Below are 20,535 nucleotides of genomic sequence, written 5' to 3' on the forward strand. Positions count from 1 at the left end.
TCAGCCATTAAAAAAGCTGGCTTGCGCCAGCTTTCACAGCGTTGATCAACCTCATTGATTGTAATTATCAGGCAATGCTATTCGACAAACAAGTGGTTGCTGCCTCAATCCCAGGCCGGTGCGATGCCATCCGGGTTGGCCAGGCGTTCGCCGCGCTCCAGGGTGGCGATCTGCGCCATCTCTTCCGGCGTCAGGCTGATGCGCGGGAAGTGCAGGTTCGCTTCCAGGTTGGCCCGTTTTGTCGATGAGGGAATCACGGCAAAACCCTGCTGCAGCGACCAGTTCAGGGCCACTTGCGCCGGCGTCACGCCATGCCTGGCGGCGATGTCAGTAATGACCGGGTCGGTGACAACCTTGCCGTAAGCGAGCGGCATATAAGCCGTGATGTGGATGCCCTGGCTGCGCACGAAATCGATCACCTTGCGGTTTTGCAGGAAGGGGTGGATCTCGATCTGCTGGGTGGCAATTTCCGCCGCGCCGACCGTATCGATCGCCTGCTGCAGCTGCGCGTTGGTGAAGTTCGACACGCCGATGGTGCGTGTCAGTCCTTGCGCCTTCGCTTCGGCCAGCGCCGCCATGTACTCGGCAACGGGAATCGCATCGTTCGGCGACGGCCAGTGGATCAGGGTCAGGTCCAGCTGTTCCAGCTGCAGCTTGTGCAGGCTCTCTTTCAGGCTGGGGAGCAGTTTGTCGCGCTGCAGGCTGTCGATCCAGATCTTGGTGGTGACGAACAAGTCCTCGCGCGCCACGCCGCTGGCAGCAATCGCCTGCCCCACTTCGGCTTCATTGCCATAGATTTGCGCCGTATCGATATGGCGGTAGCCCACTTCCAGGCCGGTGGTGACGGAATCGATCACGACCTGGCCTTGCAGGCGGAACGTGCCCAAGCCAATCTCAGGGATAGCAGGGATGGCGGATTGAATGGTGTTCATGCGGTATTCCTCTCGATGGTAAGTCAGACGGGGCGGACATCCAGCTAGGCGCCGCCGATCAGCACACTATGCGCCCGTTCTTTGTTGAGAAAAATACCTGCACGGTCAAATAATATTTGATTCGGGCGCAAGTAAAAACACCGGCAGGATCAGTCTTGAGCACGCCATGCATAGGCTTAAAACAAAAAAATCGCAGTTGACCCTTGTAATCGTCTTTTGGTCTGCTATAATCCGCCACCTTGGCCTGGTAGCTCAGTCGGTAGAGCAGAGGATTGAAAATCCTTGTGTCGGTGGTTCGATTCCGCCCCGGGCCACCAAGAATTCAGTAGCACATATAAAAACGCCAACCTTCGGGTTGGCGTTTTTGTTTTTGCCCAGCCATTTTTGGACAGCCAATCTCATCTTCCCCTCAGCGCCCCAGCGACTTGCTGGCCGCCATCGACACCACCCGGCTGCGCTTGCCTGGCATGCCACGGCTGCCAGAGCGCCATTTCGCCCGGGTTTGCTGGCCAGGTAATGACGCAATACGCTGCGGCGCCTTGAGCGCGCCATCTCCAGAGATGGGCAAGGGTGCCGGCCGGACCTTGAACAGTTCGGCCTGCAGATCGACGCCCGCCTCATGCACGGACGCCAGGTAATTGCCAGGCAGCGCCTGGTGCACGGTGCGTTCGGCCAGCTGATGCACATCGGCTACCTCCTGCCCGATGCCGTCCCTGATACCGTCACCGAGCTTGCGCAGTTCATCGAGCTGCATTTGCTGCGCGACTTCCTGCTGCACGCTGCTGAGGTAGCGCTGGGCGCGTCCCAGCAGCGTGCCCAGCGTGCGCGCGACATGCGGCAACCGTTCCGGGCCCAGCACCACCAGCGCCACCGTGCCGATCACGGCGATTTTGGAAATATCCAAACCTAACATGTTCCCCTCCCCTCTCACTAGATGATGGCGGCATCGCCATGCATCATTGTTTCGGCGTCGCCTGCGTCTCCTGCGTATCGCGCAAGGCCACCGCAGGGGCTTTCTCCGCCTCCGATACCGGCTCCGCTTCCGCTTCCCGTATCCCATCCTTGAAACCCTTGATCGCGCTGCCCAGGTCCGAGCCGAACGAGCCGAGCTTTTTAGTGCCGAAAACCAGCGCCACAATGACCAGGACGATCAGCCAATGCATCGTGCTAAAGCTACCCATGTTATCTCCCTTGCATCCATGAAGTGACCCGCTTGGCAAACATGCACGCCGGGCCATGCGACGATCTTAATGCGCCTGGCCGGCGCCATGTATCAGACATTTTTATGAGTTCCCCAAAGAAATATTGAATATTTGTTTATGCCATCCCGGCCTACGATGCATGCCATGGAACCGCTGCCATACGCCGGTTTCTGCCATGCCATCGCCATCAGGGATTCCCCTGGCAAGCGAGGACTTTCGTCATACCCGCAAGACCATCAAGGAGAAAAAGCATGACTGATATGAAACGTCGCCGTGTACTGGCCGGAGCGGCTGCCGGCGCTGCAGCCATCGGCGCCACCGTGGTCGCCAAGGCCGCAGAATTCGGCAATCCGGACCGTCCTGCGCAAGGCGCGATCAACTCGAGCGCCATCGCCAATGCGGAACCAGGCCCGCAAAACCCGCAACTGCGCGACGTGCTGCCATCGTTTAACAATCCGCCGCCCACCGACGTCGGCGGCATGCCGATTCCCTGGGCGTCGTTCAACCTGGCGCACAAGCGCATCCAGGATGGCGGCTGGGCACGCGAAGTGACCACCAAGGCATTCCCGATTTCGAAGGATATCGCCGGCGTCAACATGCGTCTGGGGCCTGGCGGCGTGCGTGAACTGCATTGGCACCAGCAGGCCGAATGGGCCATGATGGTCAGTGGCGAAGTGCGCATCACCACCATCGACAGCAAGGGCCGCGCCGAGGTGTCGGACGTGCAGGCCGGGGATATCTGGTACTTCCCGCCTGGCTTGCCGCACTCGCTGCAGGGCCTGGGCGCGAATGGCGGCGAATTCGTGCTGGCCTTCGACAATGGCGCGGCGGGCGAATTCAATACGCTGATGGTGTCGGACTGGCTGGCGCATACGCCGCCGGACATCCTGGCGCAAAACTTTGGCGTGCCGGCCGACAAGTTCAAGAATATCCCGCTCGACCAGCTGTGGATTTACCAGGGCGCCAATGCCGGCCCGCTGGCGGCGCAGCAGGCGTACGTCGCCTCGAAGGATGGCCGCCCCGACCATCCTTTCATTTTCCGCATGGGTTCGATGACGCCCACGCTGGCCCAGCCGGGCGGCGAAGTGCGCATCGTCGACAGCAGCAATTTCCCGATTTCCAAGACCGTGGCGGCCGCGATGGTGACCTTGCGCCCGGGCGGCTTGCGCGAAATGCACTGGCATCCGGATGCCGACGAATGGCAGTACTTCATCCAGGGCACCGGCCGCATGACGGTGTTCAACAGCGGTCCGGCGGCGCAAACGGTGGACTTCAGCCCCGGCGACGTCGGTTACGTGGAAAAGAACCTGGGCCACTACATCAAGAACACGGGCAGCACCGACCTGGTGTTCCTGGAACTGTTCAAGTCGGACCACTTCTCGGAAGTGACGCTGTCGCAGTGGCTGGCCAACACGCCGCGCCAGCTGGTGCGCGAGCACCTGCGCGTCGACGACGCCACGCTCGACGTGATCCATAAATTGAAGAACCGCCGCGACGTGATCGCCTGAGCGTAGCAGCACGCATGGCGCGCCGCGTGCAAGCCTGCACTCGGCGCCCTCTTCACGCAACCTACAGACACTGGCAGTAGAAGGAACCCCCACCATGTTTGCAACCATCAAACGCGGCGCCGTCTACGCGCTGTCCGAGAACGCCACCAGCGACACCGTCGCGGTCATGCGCGACGCGCTCGACAACCAGCGCGGCAGCCTGCGCTCCTTGCTGTCGTTTGCCGGTCCGGCGGTCGTGGCCTCGGTCGCTTACATGGACCCCGGCAATTTCGCCACCAATATCCAGGCCGGCTCGACCTACGGCTATGAACTGCTGTGGGTCGTGCTGCTGGCGAGCCTGGTGGCCATGCTGTTCCAGGCCATGTCAGCCAAGCTGGGTATCGTTACCGGCCGCAACCTGGCGGAAATCTGCCGCGACGAGTTTCCCCGCCCGCTGGTGATCATCATGTGGATAGCCTCGGAAATCGCCGCGATTGCCACCGACCTGGCCGAATTCATGGGCGGCGCGATCGGCATTTCGCTGCTGTTCGGCCTGGCGATCGGCTGGGGCCTGCTGCTCACCGGCGTCCTCACCTTCGCCATCCTGTCGCTCGACAAGCAAGGCTTTCGGCCGCTGGAAATCGTGATCGCGGCGCTGGTCGCCGTGATCGGCCTGTGCTACCTGGCCGAGCTGCTGATCGCGCCGCCGGACTGGCACGCCGCCATTTTCCATACCTTCGTGCCGCACCTGCATGACGGCGACGCGCTGATGCTGGCCGTCAGCATCGTCGGCGCCACCATCATGCCGCACTCGATTTACCTGCATTCGGGCCTGACCCAGCACCGCGCAACGGCGCGCAACAACCGGCAGCGCCGCAAGCTGGTGCGGTTTTCGAACCGCGAAGTGGTGATTGCGCTGGGCCTGGCCGCCCTGGTCAATATGGCGATGGTGGCCATGTCCGCCTCGGTATTCAGCAAGCACGCGCCGGGCATCGCCGATATCGCCACGGCCTATCACACGCTGGCGCCGGCGCTCGGCGCGGGCGCGGCCGCCGTGTTTCTCATTTCGCTGCTGGCGTCGGGCATTTCCAGCTCCGTGGTCGGCACCATGGCCGGTCAAAACATCATGCAGGGCTTTGTCGGCTTCAAGATCCCCGTGCTGCTGCGCCGCCTGATCACGATGGTGCCGGCGGTGCTGATCTGCATGATGAGCAATCCGATGAAGGCCATGGTCGACAGCCAGATCATCCTCAGCATCATCCTGCCGATGCCGCTGATCGCACTGGTGGTGCTGTCGTCGCGCCGCTCGGTGATGGGCCATTTCACCGCCTGCCGCAAACTCACCGGCGCGGCGGTGCTCGCGACCGGTGCGATCGTGGCCCTGAACCTGGCGCTGATCTGGCAGGCGCTAGCTGCCTGAAGGCGGCCGCAATCCAATCTCGGGCATCGCATGCATGGCGCCATCGATGCTGATGTGCGCCGCGCTCAGGTCATCATAATCAGGCAGCGCAGTGTCCACGCCCATGGCAATACCGTCGAGACACGAAAAATGCTGCAGCCAGGCGCCGGCCTCGGTCAGCAGGAATTGCCGGAAGTCGCGCGCCGCCGGCGGCAAGGGGCGGTCGGTCCGATGCACCACATTCCAGTGGCGCGTCAAGGGAAAACCCTGCACATCGAGCATCTTGAGCAACCCGGCGCGCACTTCGGGCTGTACCTCCTGCACCGCCAGCAGGCTGATGCCCATGCCGGCAATCACCGATTGCTTGATCGCCTCGGCGCAGCCCAGTTCCATGAAACGGGGCGATGCTTCCTGGCTGCGAAAGGTTTCGTCGGCCACGCCGCGGGTATCGGTGCCGCCTTCGCGCACGATCAGGCATTCGGAGGCAATCCGCGCATATGGAATATTCTGTTCGAAGGCCAGCGGGTGCGAGGCGGAAGACACCAGTACGAAGGGATTGGCGCCGAACGGCCTGGCGACGATGTGGGGCGACTCCGGCGCATGCACCATCACGGCCAGATCGATCTGCTCGTCGCGCAGCATGGCAAGCAGCTGGTCGCGGCTGCGCACCTTCATGTCGAGCTCCACGGTGGACTTGCCCTGCATGAAAGAGTGGATCAGGTGCGGAAAAAAATGGCTGCCCGAGGTGATCATCCCTACCCGCAGCCGCTGGATACCGCCGGTCATCAGCTTGGCTAATGATTGCTCTGCCGCATTCAAATCCGCAAGAATCACCCGGCAATGCTGCAACACCAGGCTGCCGCCCTCGGTCAGCGTGATGCGCTTGCCCTGATGCTGGAACAGCGGCAAGCCAGCCTGCCCTTCCATCTGCTTGATCTGCATCGATACCGCCGGCTGCGTCAGGTGCAGGTCCTCGGCAGCGCGGGAAAAACTCAGGTTGCGCGCCACACTTTCAAAAATCTTAATCTGGCGAATGGTTACGTGTCTCATATGAAGCACTATCTCCCTTGACGAATCCAACAACGTCGACGAAAAGTTGCAGCTCTACAACAGCCCAGCTGAATGGTGGAGGCATGCACTCCACCGTTCCATTCGATAACAATCGTCCTCGGACACACGCCATCACAGGGCTGTCGCCATCGTTTGCCGGCCCTGGCTACCCGGCACCACTTGATCATATACGCATTAGGTAATTCATTCCTGCCACTTATTTTGCGATCAACTATTACATTGAAATAAGAGCATCAAGTGCGGTGACCGCCAGCTCGATGATGGGCGATTGCGCAAAAAATTCCTTGAATATAGTCTTATATGCGCCTATATTTGACGGCAATGGATACCACGACACAAGCGATCGCCGCCGAACCGACCGGCCGCTGCAACAATACGGCCGTGCGCAAGGCGGCGCGCCACCTGACACGCTTTTACGATGCCCACTTGTCGCGCGTGGGCTTGCGCGGCACCCAATATGCGATCCTGAACTTGCTGGCCCAGCATGGCCCCACCACCATGGCCGCGCTGGCGGCGCGCCTGACGATGGACCGCGCCACCATGGGCCACAATCTGCGTCCGCTGGAACGCGATGGCCTGATCACGATCCGCGTAGGCCAGGTAGACCGCCGCGAACGCGAAGTGGGATTGTCTGAACTGGGCGAGCAGCGCGAACGCGAAGGCCGCACCGAATGGAATGCTGCGCAAATCCTGTTTGAAGCAGAATTCGGCGTGGAAGATGCGCTGGCCATGCGCCGCATCATGGGCCGCATCACGCGCCTGGAGATCCCTGAGCTATAAATCAACTCTGCGGCCAACTGCATGGCCTCATCAATACGGGCATATAATCCTATTTTTCAGAAAGACATCATGACGACTTTTTTCAGGCAACTGAGTTGGATCGTTCTTTTCGCGGGCGCGGCCCTGGGCAATGCCTCGGCCGCCACGCCCCCGCTTGACGCCAGCGACGTGCAGGAAATACGCAGCCTGTTCCTGCGCCAGGCGGCGGGCGCCACCGCGCATGATATCGGCGTGATCGACAGCATCTTGGTCCAGGCCGCGCCGGGCCAGCCCGACCCCGTCAGTTTTATTGCCCGCGCCTACCAGTTCTGGGGCCGCGACGCCGTGCTCGAGCATTTTCGCGCCATCTTCAAGGGCACCTGGGTATTCGAACCTCAACCGGACGCCATCCGCATCTTGCCGCTGGGCCCCGATGCCGCGCAAATCTACGCGCCCACCCGCATCACCCTGGGTCCCGCCGGCCAGCCTGCCAGGCAAGAAACTTTTTTGATGTATGAAACGGCCATCCGCACGCCGCAAGGCTGGCGCATTGCCACCATGGTGCCAGTCCCGGCCCAATAAGCTTTTTTTCCTGCAAGGTGCTCCATGAAACGTCGTGATGTGATGAAACGGGCCTCGCTGGCCATGCTGCCTGTGCTGCCTGGCCTGTCCACGGCGGCCGATAAAAACGATACAGATTTGCAATATAAAGTGCTGACCGTCAAACGGCCCGGCCTCAGCCGTGATGTACCGCCAGGCAAAGAGTCACTGAACTGGGTGGCCAATTCCTCGACCCTGATCTATGGCCAGCGCGAAGCGGTGCTGGTCGATACCTTTTTGACGGTGGAACAGACCCAGGGCCTGGCCGACGCGATTGTCGCCAGCGGCAAGACCTTGAACACCATCTATATTACCCACGCCCATGGCGACCATTTCTTTGGCTTGAAAATCCTGCAAGACAGCTTCCCGAATGTGAAAGCGGTGGCCACGCCCGCAGTGGCCGCCAAAATGCTGCAGCAAATCACGCCCGATAAATTGAACAGCCGCTGGCGCAAGCTGTTTCCGAACCAGATACCCGACATCATCACCACGGCGGAAGCCATGCAGGGCAATCAGCTGACGCTCGAAGGCCATCCTTTGATCGTCGTCAATGTCGGCCATACCGATACGGATGACAGCACCTGTTTGCACGTGCCGTCGATCGGCCTAGTGGTGGCGGGCGACGCCGTGTATAACGGCATCCATCCGTTCCTGAATGAATCGAACCGGCAAACCCGGCTCGAATGGCTGGCCGCGCTGGACAAGATCGATGCCTTGCAAGCACGGGCCGTGGTGGCCGGGCACAAAATTCCCGGCAATGATGACAACCCGAAAATTGTCGATGAAACACGGCAATACCTGCGCGACTTCATCCGCCTGAACGACAGTACCCGTACCGCGCGCGAACTGTACGACCAGATGCTGGCCCTGTACCCGGACCGCGCCAACCCCGGCTCGCTGTGGAGCGCCGCCAATACGGCCAAGTCGCAAGCCTAGGCTGGTGCACGGGGGCTAGCCGACCGTTTTCCCATCTGCTATAATCGGCCGCCTTGGCCTGGTAGCTCAGTCGGTAGAGCAGAGGATTGAAAATCCTTGTGTCGGTGGTTCGATTCCGCCCCGGGCCACCACGAATTCAGTTGTACGCATAAAAACGCCACCTTCGGGTGGCGTTTTTGTTTCTGAACCGTTATCCCAAAAACGGTTTCAGCCCCTTGGCCGGCAGCAAGTCCTGCACCGCCTGGGCAAATGCCAGCGGCGCTTCCTGCGGCAGATTGTGGCCCGCGCCCAGCACGATTCTTCAGTGCCAGGCGCCGCAGCGTCAGGCAAAACGATTGCGCAGCGAACCGATGCCGTCGATCACCACCGAGACGCTGTCGCCCGGCTGCAGGAAGCGCGGCGGCACCATGCCGATGCCGACGCCGGCCGGCGTGCCGGTGGAAATCACGTCGCCCGGCTTCAAGGCCATGCCGGCCGAGATCGTGCTGACCAGTTCCGGAATGCTGAACAACAGGTCGGCCGTATGACCGTCCTGGCGCAACTCGCCATTGACCCAGGTCTGCACGCGCAGCTGATCGGCTTGCAGCTCGTCGGCCGTCACGATCCATGGCCCCATCGGGCAAAAGGTATCGAGACCCTTGCCGAGAAACCACTGGCGATGGTTTTTTTGCCGGTCGCGGGCCGTCACGTCATTGATGATGGTGTAGCCCCATACATGCGCCATGGCATGGTCCAGCGCGATATTGCGGCCGGGTTTGCCAATGACGACGGCCAGCTCGCCCTCGTAATCGACTTCCGAGGTGATTCCCGCATGCAGATCGACCACGGCATCAGGCCCGACCACGCTGCTGGCGGGCTTGGTAAATACGGCGGGATAGGCATCGATTTCCGCCCCGGCGACCGCTCCCGCCTCATATCCGCTGCGCGAAAATTCCTGCGCATGGGCACGGTAATTCTTGCCTACGCAAAAGATATTGCGTTCGGGCCGGGGCAGTGGCGCCAGCAGCTGCACGTCGCCAAGAGCAATACCGGCGCCATTGTCGCTGGCCGCGCTGCCATGGGCGGGATAACGGGCGATCACATCGAGCATGTCCCGCGCAGCCAGGGGATGGACGCGTCCGGCGTCCAGGTCAACCACGCCGACCTGCTCGACGCCGGCGTGGATAAAGGTAGCAAATTTCATGGGGATTCCGGCATCGTGCAGGGATTAAACCGGTGCAAATGGCATGTCGCCATTGCCGAACGACCAGTTTTCGCGCTGGACTTCCACCAGGTTGATGATGATGTCTTCCTTGCGCAAGCCGGTCCTGGCATGGATGCCGTCGGCGATGGCGCGGTAAAACGCCTTTTTGACTTCCGTGCTGCGGCCCGCATTCCAGGTAATCTGGATAAAGACGATGTTGTCGCTGTAGCTCACGCCAAGAAATCCTTGCTCGGGGTACACCAGCTCTCCCTTGGCATGGCGGCTGAGGATCTGGAACTTGTCATTCGCCGGCACGTTGGCCACCGTGACCATCGCCTCGTAGACGGTCTCGCTGATGGCGCGCAAGGCTTCGGCTGTGGTGTCCTGGGAAACACTGATTCGGGCTAAAGGCATAAGAAAATCTCCTGATATGGATCAACATCGTGGGGAACCGTCAGCGCCGGAGGTAGCAATCACGCGGCAAGGTTCAATACGATCCATATTAGGTCTATACTATAAATGATACAAACGCATAATTTTCATAACTAATATGAGTAGTCAGCATGCTATTTGAAGACTTGAGGGCCTTTATTGCCGTCATCGACCACAATTCCCTGACCCGCGCCGCTGACGTGCTGTCGCTGACCCAGTCGGCCGTGTCGCGCCGGATACAGCACCTGGAAGAAGTCATGGGCGTGGAATTATTCGATCGCAACAGCAGGCCGCCGCTGCCGACAGCCCTGGCGCACCGGGTCTACGAGCAGGCACTGCCACTGGTGCTGGGGGCAAGACGGCTGCTCGAGATGGCACGCGACGACATGGCGCCCACCGGCACGTTACGGGTAGGCATGACGCAGGCCGTAGGAGAAATGGTGCTGTTCGATGCGGTGCAGCGCCTGCGTGCCAGCTTTCCGGCGCTGGACTTGAAATTGCATACGGAATGGGGCGCAGCGTTGCAGCAACAACTGCTGCACGGAAGCCTGGATGCGGTGGCAATGATGCTGCCCTCCCCCAGTACCTTGCCCGCGCGCATGGATGGGCGCCTGATGGGCACGCTGCCAGTGGTCGTGGTGCAAAGCAGGCAAAAACCCTTGGTGGAGGGCAAGGCCGACATCCTCGCTCTGGCGCAGCAGGAATGGATACTCAACCCGATCGGCTGCGGCTACCGTGCCGCGCTGGAACGGGCCATGGGCGGCGCCGGCCAGGCACTCAAACTGCGGGTCGATACCATCGGCACCGACCTGCAGCTGCAACTGGTTGCCGCTGGCGCAGGACTGGGTCTGGTGCCGCGCAGTATCTTGCAGCGCAGCGCAGTGGCCGGACAGTTGATGGTGGTCGATACACCGGGCTTTTCCATGCAGCTCGATGTCTGGCTGGTGCACGCGCTGCAGATGGGCAACCTGAAGCGCGCGGTGGAGGTGCTCGGCGAGGCGGTGACGGATAGCCTGGCAAGCCAGGCTGCGCCGTCGCCAATGATTTAGCGCAACTGGGCGCCGATCGCCTCGACAAACGGCACCAGGTCGGTCGGTGCGCGCGACGTGATGATCTTGCCATCCACCACCACCGCCTGATCGACAAAGGTCGCGCCGGCGTTGGTCACATCGTTTTTCATGGCCCACCAGGCCGTGGCGCGGCGGCCCTTCAGCAAGCCGGCGTCGGCCAGTATCCAGGGGCCGTGGCAAATCGAGGCAACGATTTTTTGGTTTTCCGCAACCGCGCGCACGAAGGCAAGCACCAGCGGATCGGCGCGCAGGGCATCGGGATTCCAGGCGCCGCCCGGAATAATCACGGCATCGTAGTTTTTTGCATCGGCGTCATCGATTAACTTGTCGAACTGAATCCAGCCAGCCGTCTCGATATAATGAATCGTCAAGATATGCGTTTCCCGGATGGCAGGAATCTGCAAGCCGAACATGGACGGATACGATGGCTTCCTGGGCGAGATCAGGTCGACGCTGGCGCCGCGCGTACGGAAAAAATGCAGCACCGTCGTCAGCTCGATTTCTTCCACGCCATCGGTCGCCACGACGGCAATACGGCGGTTCCTGTAGACGGCGGGATCGGCGGGTGCTTGCGTCCACAGCTCGTAAAGCGCGTGGTTTTCCGGCGCGTTGAACATCTCTGCCGCAGAAATACGGGGGACTGCCGCGGAGGTTTCGGTACTCAGTAATGCACGAAAATCGCTGGAAATGCTGTTCATGGCCTGCTCCTGAAATTAACTTTATCAACGTCAACCGGATGGTGACTTCAGACAACAGGATGAGCGTTTCTTGCAGCCGGAAACAGTAGGCAGCGGTATATGCAGTTTTCATTTTCGATTAAAAGCGGCTGGCGTTGGAACAGCATGGGAATTTTCAACATGGCATTTTTAGCCCCCGTAAGATCAAGGCACAGCATGAAACCCGTCCGATTTGAAGATCTTGAGATTTTTGTGCAGGCAGTCAATGCACGCAGTTTTTCCGGCGCCGCCCGTCTGCTGGGCATTTCACCGGTGGTGGCCAGCAATGCCGTCAAGCGGCTGGAAGACGCCCTCGGTGCGCGCCTGTTCGAGCGCACGACCAGAAGCCTGCGCGTGACGGAAAATGGCGTGAAATACGCGATACACGCCCAGGCGGCGCTGCGTGCGATGAAAGATGGCGAGACAGTGTTGTCTGCATCGACAGCGGCATTCAGCGGCAGCTTGCGCCTGTCCCTGCCTTCCGATCTGGGCCGCAATCATGTGCTGGGCTGGATCGAGCAGCATCTGGCCGGGCATCGCCTGGATATCGACATCACCATCGGCGACACCCTGTCCGACCTGCACGCCCAGCCGGTCGACCTGACGATACGCTATGGCGTGGCCAAGGACAGCAGCCTGATCAGCCTGCCGATTGCTCCCGATAACCGACGAATATTGTGCGCCTCTCCCGCCTACCTGGACAAGCATGGTCCGATTACGCGGCTGGAACAGTTGGCCCAGCATAATTGCCTGAGATTCAAATTGAATGGCCTCGCCCATAGCCGCTGGAACTTTGGCTCCGGGGACGATCGCATTTTCATGGTGGTGGACGGCAACCGCGTCAGCGACGACGCCGAACTGGTGCGGCGCTGGGCGATAGATGGCCTGGGCATCGCCTGTAAATCGGAACTTGATGTCGCCGCCGACGTGCAGGCGGGGCGCCTGATCCGCCTGCTGCCCGAGGTTCCAGGAGAAGCGGCTCCGTTATCGATGTATGTGGTTCACCGCTCCCAGCTCACGCCGGCGGTGCATGCCCTGGCCCGTTACCTGAAAGAATGCTGCCACAGGCATTTATCGGGCCAGACGCCAATATAGAACCGCAAAAGCTGTCTTACCACATCAAATCATCGGGAATCTGGAACGCCGCATATGGATCATCCTCGTCCACTTCAGTGCTGGCCTGTTTGACGCGTACGACGATGGCGGGGTCGCGTTCGGCGATCTTGTCGGCGATGATGCGCGGCACCAGTTCCACGGCGCCGCCCAGGCAGACGATCACCAGGCGGCCGGCCACCAGATGGGCCTGCACGGCGGCGGTGACGTAGATGCGCTCGATCTTGTTATTAAACGTGAAGTTATACGGCACCTCGCCGTTGTTGCCCTTGCTCTGGCGGTTTTTTTGCACCATTTGCGCGATTTGCGCGACGATGGCTTTCTGGTTGGCGGCGGCGTCGCGCTGGGCATTCAGTTCGCGGGCCCGCTCGGCGTTCTTGCGCTGCGTTTCCAGCGCGGCGATGCGCACTTCATCGACGCTTTGCGTGCCGCTCTTGCGCTCATCCTTCTTTTGCTTGCTCTTGTCCTGGTTGGCCAGTTTGACTTTCTTCTTGTCGACCAGGCCGGCCTTTAAAAACTGCTCTTGCAACGAGACCATAACTACTCCGTATAAGGGTGCGCCGGCCAAGGCTGCGGCATCGGCCGGTGGAAAGACGCTAGCATAGCAAAAAACCGTGGCCGGTCCACAGGAATAGCGCCCTGCTCCATGGGCAGACCACCGTTGGCGGCAAGCGACAGATTAGTAACAGAAAGACACAAAATATCCGCGCGCGCGCGACATGAAGTTTGATAAATGTCATATAGTTAGTTACGTATTGCATATAAGTGCTTACGACTAACTCCACTCACCGGTCCCACCGCCGCCATAAAGGATATGCCATGAAACAACTGATCGCCGCCTGCATCGCCGCCATGCTGGCCAGCGCTGCATTTGCCGCAGCCCCGGACGCGGCGCCGGCCGCCAAGACCGCCCAGCAAACCAAGATGACGACCTGTAATGCCGACGCCGCCGGCAAGAAAGGCGATGAACGCAAGGCCTTCATGAAGGAATGCCTGAGCGCCAAACCTGCGCCAGCCGTCGCCATGACGCAGCAAGACAAGATGAAAGCATGCAATGCCGACGCCGCCGGCAAGAAAGGCGATGAGCGCAAGGCCTTCATGAAATCCTGCCTGAGCGCACCCAAGAAATAAATACAGTCAGCCCTCACACCACGCCAGCCACCGAGCTGGCGTTTTTTATTCCTGCACCGCCACTTCTGGTTAACACTGGCCTTTTCAGCGCCAGCCGGGCTTAGCTTTCCGGCATTTCCGCCGCGAAACTCCTACGCTAGAATAGTCCGCTTCTGGCCCTGCCACCTACGCCACCCTCTCCTTTTTAAAGCGATTTTCCATGCGTCTGGCTCTTCCTGCTCGTCCACTGCTGCTGATCCTGCTGGCAGCCTTTCTTCCCGCCGTCCATGCAGCACCGTCCGCTTCTACTTCTGCCTCTGCGCCCACACCGATCACCCTGGATCAGGCGATGGCCAATCCCGACTGGATCGGTACGCCCGTCGAGGCGGCATGGTGGGGCTGGAATAGCCAGATTTACTACAAGCAAAAACGCCTGGGCTCGCCGCTGCGCGACACCGTGCAAATCGCGGGCGCCAACGCCAAGCTCAATAGCGGCAAGAAGGTGGAAGATAGCCAGCTGGCCAATCTGGACGGTCCGCAAATGGTGTACAACCGGGCCGGCACGCGCGCCATCCTGCTGCGCAATGGCGACCTATTTGAACGCGACCTGAAAAGCGGTGCATTGACACAAATCACGCGCGGCGTATTTGGCGTCAGCGACCCGCAATATTCCGCCGATGGCAGCGCCGTGCAATACCGCAGCGGCACCGACTGGTTCAGCTGGAGCCGCGCCGAGCGCCTGAGTGCCCCCGTCGCCTTGCTGCGCGCCGTCAAGGACCCGGACGCCAAGCCGGACGCCGATAGCCAGCGCGATCTGCAACTGCGTTTGATCGTCAACCTGGCGCGCCAGAAGGAAGACCGCGACACCAGCCGCGACCGCCGCCAGGAAGAACGCCGCGCCGACGCCACCCGCGCGCCTGCGCCGATCTACCTGGGCGACAAAGTGACCATTTCCGGCAGCGCTTTATCACCGGACGGCCGCTGGCTGCTGTTCGTCACGCAAGACAAGAGCGCCGACAAGGGCAAGGTCGGCAAACTGGCCCGCTATGTCACGGAAACGGGCTACCCGGAAGTCGACGACGAGCGCACCCGCGTGGGCCGCAACATGCCGATCGCGCAAACCCTGCATCTGGCCGACCTGCGTACCGGCACTGTGCGCGAGATCGCTTTCGACAGCCTGCCCGGCATCGCCACCGATCCGCTGGCCGCTTTGCGCGTAGAACAAAAACTGCCTGCGCTGAAAGGCAACCGCCCGGTCACGGTCGATGCCCAGCGCGACGGCATCGCCTGGACCGACGATGGCAGCAAGGTAGCCGTGCTGGTCCGCGCCATCGACAACAAGGACCGCTGGATCTCTACCGTCGACCTGGCCAATGGCACGCTGGTGCCGGCGCACCGCATCAGCGACGTGGCCTGGGTCAACCGCCGCGCCGACGAATTCGGCTGGCTGCCCGACAATGCCACCCTGTGGTATCTGTCCGAGGAAACCGGCTACGCCCACCTGTACACGAAAACGGGCGCCGCCCCGGCGCGCGCACTGACCCACGGCAACTGGGAAGTGAGCAACGTGGAATGGAGTCGCGATGGCAAGCACGCTTATTTCGTCTGCAACCCGCAAGCGCCCGGCACCTATGAAGTGTGCGCCACCACGGCCAAAGACGGCGGCGAGCGCGAAGTGACGTCATTAAAAGGCGTGGAAAACTTTGGCTTGTCGCCCGACAACAGCAAGCTGCTGGTACGTTATTCGAGCAGCTACGTGCCGCCGCAACTGGCCACCGTATCTGTTACGGGCGGCAAGGCAAATATCCTGACCGACACGCGCAGCGAGGCCTTCAAGGCGCGCAACTGGATCATGCCGCAACTGGTGCAAGTCCCCTCCACGCATGGCGCAGCGCCGATCTGGGCCAAGCTGTATCGCCCGGCCCAGCTGGAAGCCGGCAAGCAATACCCGATCGTGATGTTCGCCCACGGCGCCGGCTACCTGCAAAACGTCACCGAACGCTACCCGGTCTACTTCCGCGAACAGATGTTCCACAACCTGCTGGTGGAACAAGGCTTTATCGTGCTCGACGTCGATTACCGCGCCTCGCTCGGTTATGGCAGCGCCTGGCGCACGGCCATCTACCGCCAGATGGGCCACCCTGAACTGGAAGACTTCGTCGACGGCGCGCACTGGCTGGCAGCGACGCAGCAAGGCGACCTCAAGAACGTGGGCATCTATGGCGGCAGCTATGGCGGCTTCATGAGCCTGATGGCGCTGATGCGCGCACCGGACGTGTTCAAGTCCGGCGCCGCGCTGCGCCCCGTGACCGACTGGACCACCTACAACCACGAATACACGGCCAATATCCTGAACACGCCGGAACTCGACCCGCAAGCGTATAAAACCTCGTCGCCGATCGAATACGCGGACAAGCTGACGGGCAACCTGCTGATCGCGCACGGCATGATCGACGACAACGTGTTTTACCAGGATTCCGTCCGCCTGTCGCAGCGCCTGATCGAGCTGAAGAAGGATAAATGGGAAATGGCCAGCTACCCGATGGAACGCCACGGCTTCGTGCAGCCGGAAGCGTGGTACGACGAATACCGCCGCATTGACGAATTGTTCCAGCGTACCTTGAAGTAATTCTCTCCTAACAACAATGCCCGCCGTGTGCGGGCATTTTCTTGCGCCGCGCAGCATGCAGCGGAGCCATCATGGCGCAGATCCGGCAGCGCAATCAGTTCTCGTCATGCCCAACAGAACAGGCGCAGATCGACAAAGGCGGCTGCGGACCTTTTTTCCCTCCCTGCAACCAGTCGATCTTTGCATGGAGAAAGGCCGTCATGGCTTTCAGCTCTGCTTCCTTGGTTTCCAGGCGTTCAAGCTGCCGCTGCATGATCTCGATGCGGCGGCTTCCATCGATTCCCTTCTCTCTGCGCTCAATGAGCAGCTCCGACACTTCTTTCAAGGTCATGCCCAAGGACTGTGCAACACGGATGATCTCTGCCACCTGCGCATCCGCCAGGGTAAAGACTTGATAAGGGTTACGCCCCCCTTTGTCCGTCCGGGCAGGCGTCAGTAGTCCCAGGCGGACATAAAACCGGACCGTGTCCCGGCTCAATCCCGTTATGTTTGCGAATTCAGAAATTAACATCATCAGACCCTTGACCATGGAGTGCACTCCGCAGTTAGAGTATATCTCATCATTAATTCACCTGGAATTTATCATGTCAAAAGTATCATTTGATTGGAACTCGACAGCGGATGAGGTGCTGGCCGGAATCGACCTCGAAGGCAAGCGCGTGCTGATCACCGGTGTCTCGGCCGGCCTGGGAATCGAGACTGCACGCTCTCTTGTGGCACGGGGCGCCGAAGTCGTCGGTACGGCGCGGGATGTCGCCAAAGCCGAAGCAGCGACTGCCGGAGTGCGTGCGGTGGCCAGCAACGGCCATGGACGATTCGACATCGTTGAGATGGACCTGGCTGCCCTGGCAAGCGTGCGGCGCTGCGCGCATGAACTCATTGCAGCGGGAAAATCTTTCGATCTGGTGATTGCCAATGCAGGTGTCATGGCAACGCCGTTTGGGCGGACGGCGGACGGGTTCGAGATGCAATTCGGCACGAACCACCTTGGGCATTTCGTACTGGTCAACCGGATCGCCACGCTCATGCCGCCGGGTGCCCGACTGGTGGTGCTTGCATCATCGTCGCATCGGCTGGCCGACGTCGATCTGCTGGACCCCAACTTCGAGCAGAAACCCTATTCTGAGAATCTGGCCTACTCACAGTCGAAGACGGCCAATGTGCTGTTCGCCGTCGAATTTGACCGGCGCCACAAGGCCAGAGGCGTGCGTGCTACGGCAGTTCACCCCGGCACCATTCAAACGGAACTGGGGCGTCACGCCGACCCAGTTGCAATGCAAAAGAAAATTGATGCGCTCAATGTCATGCTGGCAGCGGAAGGAAAAACGACCATACGCTGGAAAACTATCCCTCAAGGTGCCGCCACGTCGGTCTGGGCTGGCGTCACCGCATCGGCAGAAGAGGTGGGCGGTCGATATTGCGAGAATTGCCATGTCGTCGAGCCGTCCATGGATGGTGGTTTCGTTAATGGCGCCAGCCCCCATGCATTTGACCCGGAAACGGCACAGGCACTCTGGGCCAGAAGCGAAGAACTAGTGGGCGAAAACTTCTGATTTTATCCGTGATACCAAGGGCGAACCGGTGTTTCTATTGTTGAGAAGCACCGCAACGGGCAGCCGGCCTGTCTAACGATGCGAATCGTGCTTGCCATTTGCATAAGCATGGCACATGATGAGGGCATGAAAACACCTATCTTTCCTGCCCTGCTGCGCGCCGTCTGCGTCGGCGCCTTGCTGCTGGCCACCAGCGCCTGCAACGCCCTCACGCAGGACGCCCCGGACCCTGCCACGCCGGCGCCGCCCCCGGCGGCCCTGCAGCAACAGATCCAGGCGGAAATAGGCAACGCCGCCTGCGATTCCACCGAGCAATGCCAGACCATCGCCATCGGCGCCAAGGCCTGCGGCGGCCCGGAAAGCTACCTGGCCTGGTCCAGCAAGAACAATGACGGCAAGAAACTCAAGGCCCTGGCCTACGCGCAGGCGGAAGCGCAGCGCAGGCAACAGCAAAACGACGGCATGTTGTCGACCTGCTCCATCATCACCGACCCGGGCGCCAGCTGCGTGGCGGGACGCTGCGAAGTGCAAAAGCCAAGCTTGAATCGCGGTTCGGCCTTATAAGCATGCCAAAATAGCATGTTTTAGCTATCTGTTGCATTTGAACACAAGATCCTCTGGTCAGGCCTGCAGTCTTTCTGTTATAATTCGCCGCCTTGGCCTGGTAGCTCAGTCGGTAGAGCAGAGGATTGAAAATCCTTGTGTCGGTGGTTCGATTCCGCCCCGGGCCACCAAGAATTCTGCAGCACATATCAAAACGCCAACCTTCGGGTTGGCGTTTTTGTTTTCGCCCGCCTTTTATTTCCCCTCATCAGCACCTCTCCCGACTTTTTGTCACCCAGCAAGACAACCAATTGTTGCCGTCCATGCAAGGTAGAATGCAGCCGCAGTCTGCAATCTGTACGACCAGCGGCTGGCCACAAGCCGGCCGCTTGCCTTACGTGGCGCAACCATCGCGCGCCATGACACACACTCTTTGCCTGAGGGAATTGAATGCCTCCTGTTACCACTGCTTTGATCACCAATGATGCTGTCGTCCTCGGTTTGCTGGCCATCACCTTGGGCGCCGTCTTCTGGACGTCGTCGAGAACCACCGGTTTCTGGTCCAGGTTTTACACCTATATCCCCTCCCTGCTGATGTGTTATCTGATCCCGGCCCTGTTGAACACGGCCGGCATCATCGATGGCAATGCCTCGGCCCTGTATGGCGTGGCGCGCGATTATCTGCTGCCGAGCGCCCTGGTGCTACTGTGCATCGCCATCGATTTCGGCGCCCTGATGCGTTTGGGCCCCAAGGCCATCATCATGTTCCTGACCGGCACTGTCGGCGTGATGCTGGGCGCCGTCGTCTCGTTCGAAGCCTTGCGCCTGATCCATCCGGAAACCGTGGCCGGCGAAACCTGGCGCGGCATGACCACCGTGGCCGGTTCCTGGATAGGCGGCGGCGCCAACCAGGCGGCAATGAAGGAAGTGTTTGAAGTCGACGCCACCCTGTTTGGCCAGTTCGTCGCCGTCGACGTGCTGGTCGCCAACGTCTGGATGGCCGTGCTGCTGTTTCTGGCCAGCCGGGCCCAGGCCTTCGACCGCTGGACGGGCGCCGACCTGTCGGCCATCAATGCACTGAAGGACCGCATCGAATCGTATAAAGCCCAGCATGCGCGCATTCCTGGCCTGAGCGACGTGATGATGATCCTGGCCGTCGGCCTGGGTGCCACCGGCCTGTCGCACTTTTTGGCAGCCCCGACGGTGGCATGGATCGCTACCTTGCCGGCCGAATGGCGCTTGCAGGATTACAGCCTGACCTCCGGCTTTTTCTGGATCGTGGTACTGGCCACCACCATCGGCCTGCTGCTGAGCTTTACCAGGGCGCGCAGCCTGGAAGGCGCAGGCGCTTCCACCATCGGTTCGGCCATGCTGTATGTGCTGGTCGCCACCATCGGCATGCACATGGATCTCAAGGCGCTGTTCGACAAGCCTTTCCTGTTCCTGCTGGGGCTGATCTGGATTGCCGTGCATGGCGGCCTGATGTTGCTGGTGGCAAAGCTGATACGCGCGCCGCTGTTCTTCATGGCCGTCGGCTCGCAAGCCAATATCGGCGGCGCGGCTTCGGCCCCGGTGGTCGCCAGCGCCTTCCATCCAGCCCTGGCGCCAGTCGGCGTGCTGCTGGCCGTGCTCGGTTATGCGCTGGGTACCTATGGCGCTTACATCACGGGCTTGCTGCTGCGCTCGATGGCAAGTTAATAACGAGCCAGGCGGCGTTGCCGAAGACGCCGCCTATGCGCTTTACCGCACAGAAAGCCCGGCCGCATCGGCCTACCCTGTCCTTATTCAAACAGGGAGACG

Annotated in this window: 21 protein-coding genes and 3 tRNA genes; 15 read left to right on the forward strand and 9 right to left on the reverse strand. The window is 60.7% G+C overall.

Going from position 1 to position 20,535, the window contains the following annotated elements; all coding sequences use genetic code 11:
- Positions 1-104 precede the first annotated feature (104 nt).
- A complete protein-coding gene (dkgB, locus tag ACL9RI_RS12615) occupies positions 105-932 on the reverse strand; it encodes a 2,5-didehydrogluconate reductase DkgB (protein ID WP_422726922.1) in 828 nt (275 codons plus the stop codon).
- A 241-nt stretch (positions 933-1,173) separates the two neighbouring features.
- Between dkgB and ACL9RI_RS12620 the strand changes: the two genes are divergently transcribed.
- Positions 1,174-1,249: transfer RNA gene (locus ACL9RI_RS12620), tRNA-Phe, on the forward strand.
- Positions 1,250-1,341: 92 nt separating this feature from the next.
- Here the strand turns inward: ACL9RI_RS12620 and ACL9RI_RS12625 are convergent.
- Positions 1,342-1,845, reverse strand: coding sequence for a Sec-independent protein translocase subunit TatA/TatB (locus ACL9RI_RS12625; RefSeq protein WP_422726923.1), 504 nt, complete (start codon positions 1,843-1,845; stop codon positions 1,342-1,344).
- 43 nt (positions 1,846-1,888) lie between these two features.
- Complete coding sequence (tatA, locus tag ACL9RI_RS12630; RefSeq protein WP_422726924.1) at positions 1,889-2,113, reverse strand: Sec-independent protein translocase subunit TatA; 225 nt, start codon at positions 2,111-2,113, stop codon at positions 1,889-1,891.
- Between the two features lie 272 nt (positions 2,114-2,385).
- Here tatA and ACL9RI_RS12635 point away from each other — a divergent pair, with 272 nt between their 5' ends.
- Both ACL9RI_RS12635 and ACL9RI_RS12640 read left to right on the forward strand, forming a co-directional pair.
- Positions 2,386-3,642 (forward strand): cupin domain-containing protein, encoded by a 1,257-nt coding sequence (locus ACL9RI_RS12635; RefSeq protein WP_422726925.1) that lies wholly within the window; start codon positions 2,386-2,388, stop codon positions 3,640-3,642.
- 94 nt (positions 3,643-3,736) lie between these two features.
- On the forward strand, positions 3,737-5,041 hold the full coding sequence (locus tag ACL9RI_RS12640) for an Nramp family divalent metal transporter (RefSeq protein ID WP_422726926.1): 1,305 nt from the start codon (positions 3,737-3,739) through the stop codon (positions 5,039-5,041).
- On the opposite strand, the gene ACL9RI_RS12645 is transcribed toward ACL9RI_RS12640, so the two are convergent.
- Complete coding sequence (locus ACL9RI_RS12645; protein ID WP_422726927.1) at positions 5,030-6,070, reverse strand: LysR substrate-binding domain-containing protein; 1,041 nt, start codon at positions 6,068-6,070, stop codon at positions 5,030-5,032. The genes ACL9RI_RS12640 and ACL9RI_RS12645 overlap by 12 nt on opposite strands.
- A gap of 342 nt (positions 6,071-6,412) precedes the next feature.
- Here ACL9RI_RS12645 and ACL9RI_RS12650 point away from each other — a divergent pair, with 342 nt between their 5' ends.
- The 4 genes from ACL9RI_RS12650 (at position 6,413) to ACL9RI_RS12665 (ending at position 8,517) form a co-directional block, all read left to right on the forward strand.
- Complete coding sequence (locus ACL9RI_RS12650; protein ID WP_422726928.1) at positions 6,413-6,871, forward strand: MarR family winged helix-turn-helix transcriptional regulator; 459 nt, start codon at positions 6,413-6,415, stop codon at positions 6,869-6,871.
- A gap of 69 nt (positions 6,872-6,940) precedes the next feature.
- On the forward strand, positions 6,941-7,432 hold the full coding sequence (locus ACL9RI_RS12655) for a nuclear transport factor 2 family protein (RefSeq protein ID WP_422726929.1): 492 nt from the start codon (positions 6,941-6,943) through the stop codon (positions 7,430-7,432).
- A gap of 24 nt (positions 7,433-7,456) precedes the next feature.
- Positions 7,457-8,386, forward strand: coding sequence for an MBL fold metallo-hydrolase (locus tag ACL9RI_RS12660; protein WP_422726930.1), 930 nt, complete (start codon positions 7,457-7,459; stop codon positions 8,384-8,386).
- Positions 8,387-8,441: 55 nt separating this feature from the next.
- Positions 8,442-8,517 (forward strand) — tRNA-Phe (locus ACL9RI_RS12665).
- A 191-nt stretch (positions 8,518-8,708) separates the two neighbouring features.
- On the opposite strand, the gene ACL9RI_RS12670 is transcribed toward ACL9RI_RS12665, so the two are convergent.
- Together ACL9RI_RS12670 and ACL9RI_RS12675 are read right to left on the reverse strand one after the other, a co-directional pair.
- Positions 8,709-9,569: a fumarylacetoacetate hydrolase family protein gene (locus ACL9RI_RS12670; protein WP_422726931.1), complete on the reverse strand. Its 861-nt coding sequence runs from the start codon at positions 9,567-9,569 to the stop codon at positions 8,709-8,711.
- 24 nt (positions 9,570-9,593) lie between these two features.
- Complete coding sequence (locus ACL9RI_RS12675; RefSeq protein ID WP_422726932.1) at positions 9,594-9,983, reverse strand: tautomerase family protein; 390 nt, start codon at positions 9,981-9,983, stop codon at positions 9,594-9,596.
- Between the two features lie 149 nt (positions 9,984-10,132).
- Between ACL9RI_RS12675 and ACL9RI_RS12680 the strand changes: the two genes are divergently transcribed.
- The gene (locus tag ACL9RI_RS12680; RefSeq protein ID WP_422726933.1) at positions 10,133-11,050 is read left to right on the forward strand and encodes a LysR family transcriptional regulator; all 918 of its coding nucleotides are present in this window, start codon (positions 10,133-10,135) and stop codon (positions 11,048-11,050) included.
- Here ACL9RI_RS12680 and ACL9RI_RS12685 read toward each other — a convergent pair.
- Positions 11,047-11,769, reverse strand: coding sequence for a DJ-1/PfpI/YhbO family deglycase/protease (locus ACL9RI_RS12685; protein WP_422726934.1), 723 nt, complete (start codon positions 11,767-11,769; stop codon positions 11,047-11,049). The two genes, ACL9RI_RS12680 and ACL9RI_RS12685, sit on opposite strands and share 4 nt — an antisense overlap.
- A 195-nt stretch (positions 11,770-11,964) precedes the next feature.
- Between ACL9RI_RS12685 and ACL9RI_RS12690 the strand changes: the two genes are divergently transcribed.
- The gene (locus tag ACL9RI_RS12690) at positions 11,965-12,882 is read left to right on the forward strand and encodes a LysR family transcriptional regulator (protein WP_422726935.1); all 918 of its coding nucleotides are present in this window, start codon (positions 11,965-11,967) and stop codon (positions 12,880-12,882) included.
- A 16-nt stretch (positions 12,883-12,898) separates the two neighbouring features.
- On the opposite strand, the gene ACL9RI_RS12695 is transcribed toward ACL9RI_RS12690, so the two are convergent.
- The gene (locus ACL9RI_RS12695; protein ID WP_422726936.1) at positions 12,899-13,438 is read right to left on the reverse strand and encodes a DUF2058 domain-containing protein; all 540 of its coding nucleotides are present in this window, start codon (positions 13,436-13,438) and stop codon (positions 12,899-12,901) included.
- 281 nt (positions 13,439-13,719) lie between these two features.
- On the opposite strand from ACL9RI_RS12695, the gene ACL9RI_RS12700 reads away from it, so the two are divergent.
- A complete protein-coding gene (locus ACL9RI_RS12700; RefSeq protein ID WP_422726937.1) occupies positions 13,720-14,031 on the forward strand; it encodes a PsiF family protein in 312 nt (103 codons plus the stop codon).
- Positions 14,032-14,230: 199 nt separating this feature from the next.
- Entirely contained in the window at positions 14,231-16,639 is a 2,409-nt protein-coding gene (locus ACL9RI_RS12705) for a prolyl oligopeptidase family serine peptidase (RefSeq protein ID WP_422726938.1), read from the forward strand.
- Positions 16,640-16,733: 94 nt separating this feature from the next.
- Here ACL9RI_RS12705 and ACL9RI_RS12710 read toward each other — a convergent pair whose 3' ends face one another.
- A complete protein-coding gene (locus tag ACL9RI_RS12710) occupies positions 16,734-17,168 on the reverse strand; it encodes a MerR family transcriptional regulator (RefSeq protein ID WP_422726939.1) in 435 nt (144 codons plus the stop codon).
- Between the two features lie 55 nt (positions 17,169-17,223).
- Here ACL9RI_RS12710 and ACL9RI_RS12715 point away from each other — a divergent pair, with 55 nt between their 5' ends.
- The 4 genes from ACL9RI_RS12715 (at position 17,224) to ACL9RI_RS12730 (ending at position 20,433) form a co-directional block, all read left to right on the forward strand.
- Positions 17,224-18,192, forward strand: a complete 969-nt coding sequence (locus ACL9RI_RS12715) for an SDR family NAD(P)-dependent oxidoreductase (RefSeq protein ID WP_422726940.1) — start codon at positions 17,224-17,226, stop codon at positions 18,190-18,192.
- A 126-nt stretch (positions 18,193-18,318) separates the two neighbouring features.
- Entirely contained in the window at positions 18,319-18,756 is a 438-nt protein-coding gene (locus ACL9RI_RS12720) for a hypothetical protein (RefSeq protein ID WP_422726941.1), read from the forward strand.
- A 94-nt stretch (positions 18,757-18,850) separates the two neighbouring features.
- Positions 18,851-18,926 (forward strand) — tRNA-Phe (locus tag ACL9RI_RS12725).
- A gap of 259 nt (positions 18,927-19,185) precedes the next feature.
- The gene (locus tag ACL9RI_RS12730; protein ID WP_422726942.1) at positions 19,186-20,433 is read left to right on the forward strand and encodes a DUF819 domain-containing protein; all 1,248 of its coding nucleotides are present in this window, start codon (positions 19,186-19,188) and stop codon (positions 20,431-20,433) included.
- Positions 20,434-20,535: the final 102 nt, after the last annotated feature.

This window comes from Janthinobacterium sp. Mn2066, assembly GCF_049319705.1.
GTDB lineage: Bacteria > Pseudomonadota > Gammaproteobacteria > Burkholderiales > Burkholderiaceae_D > Janthinobacterium.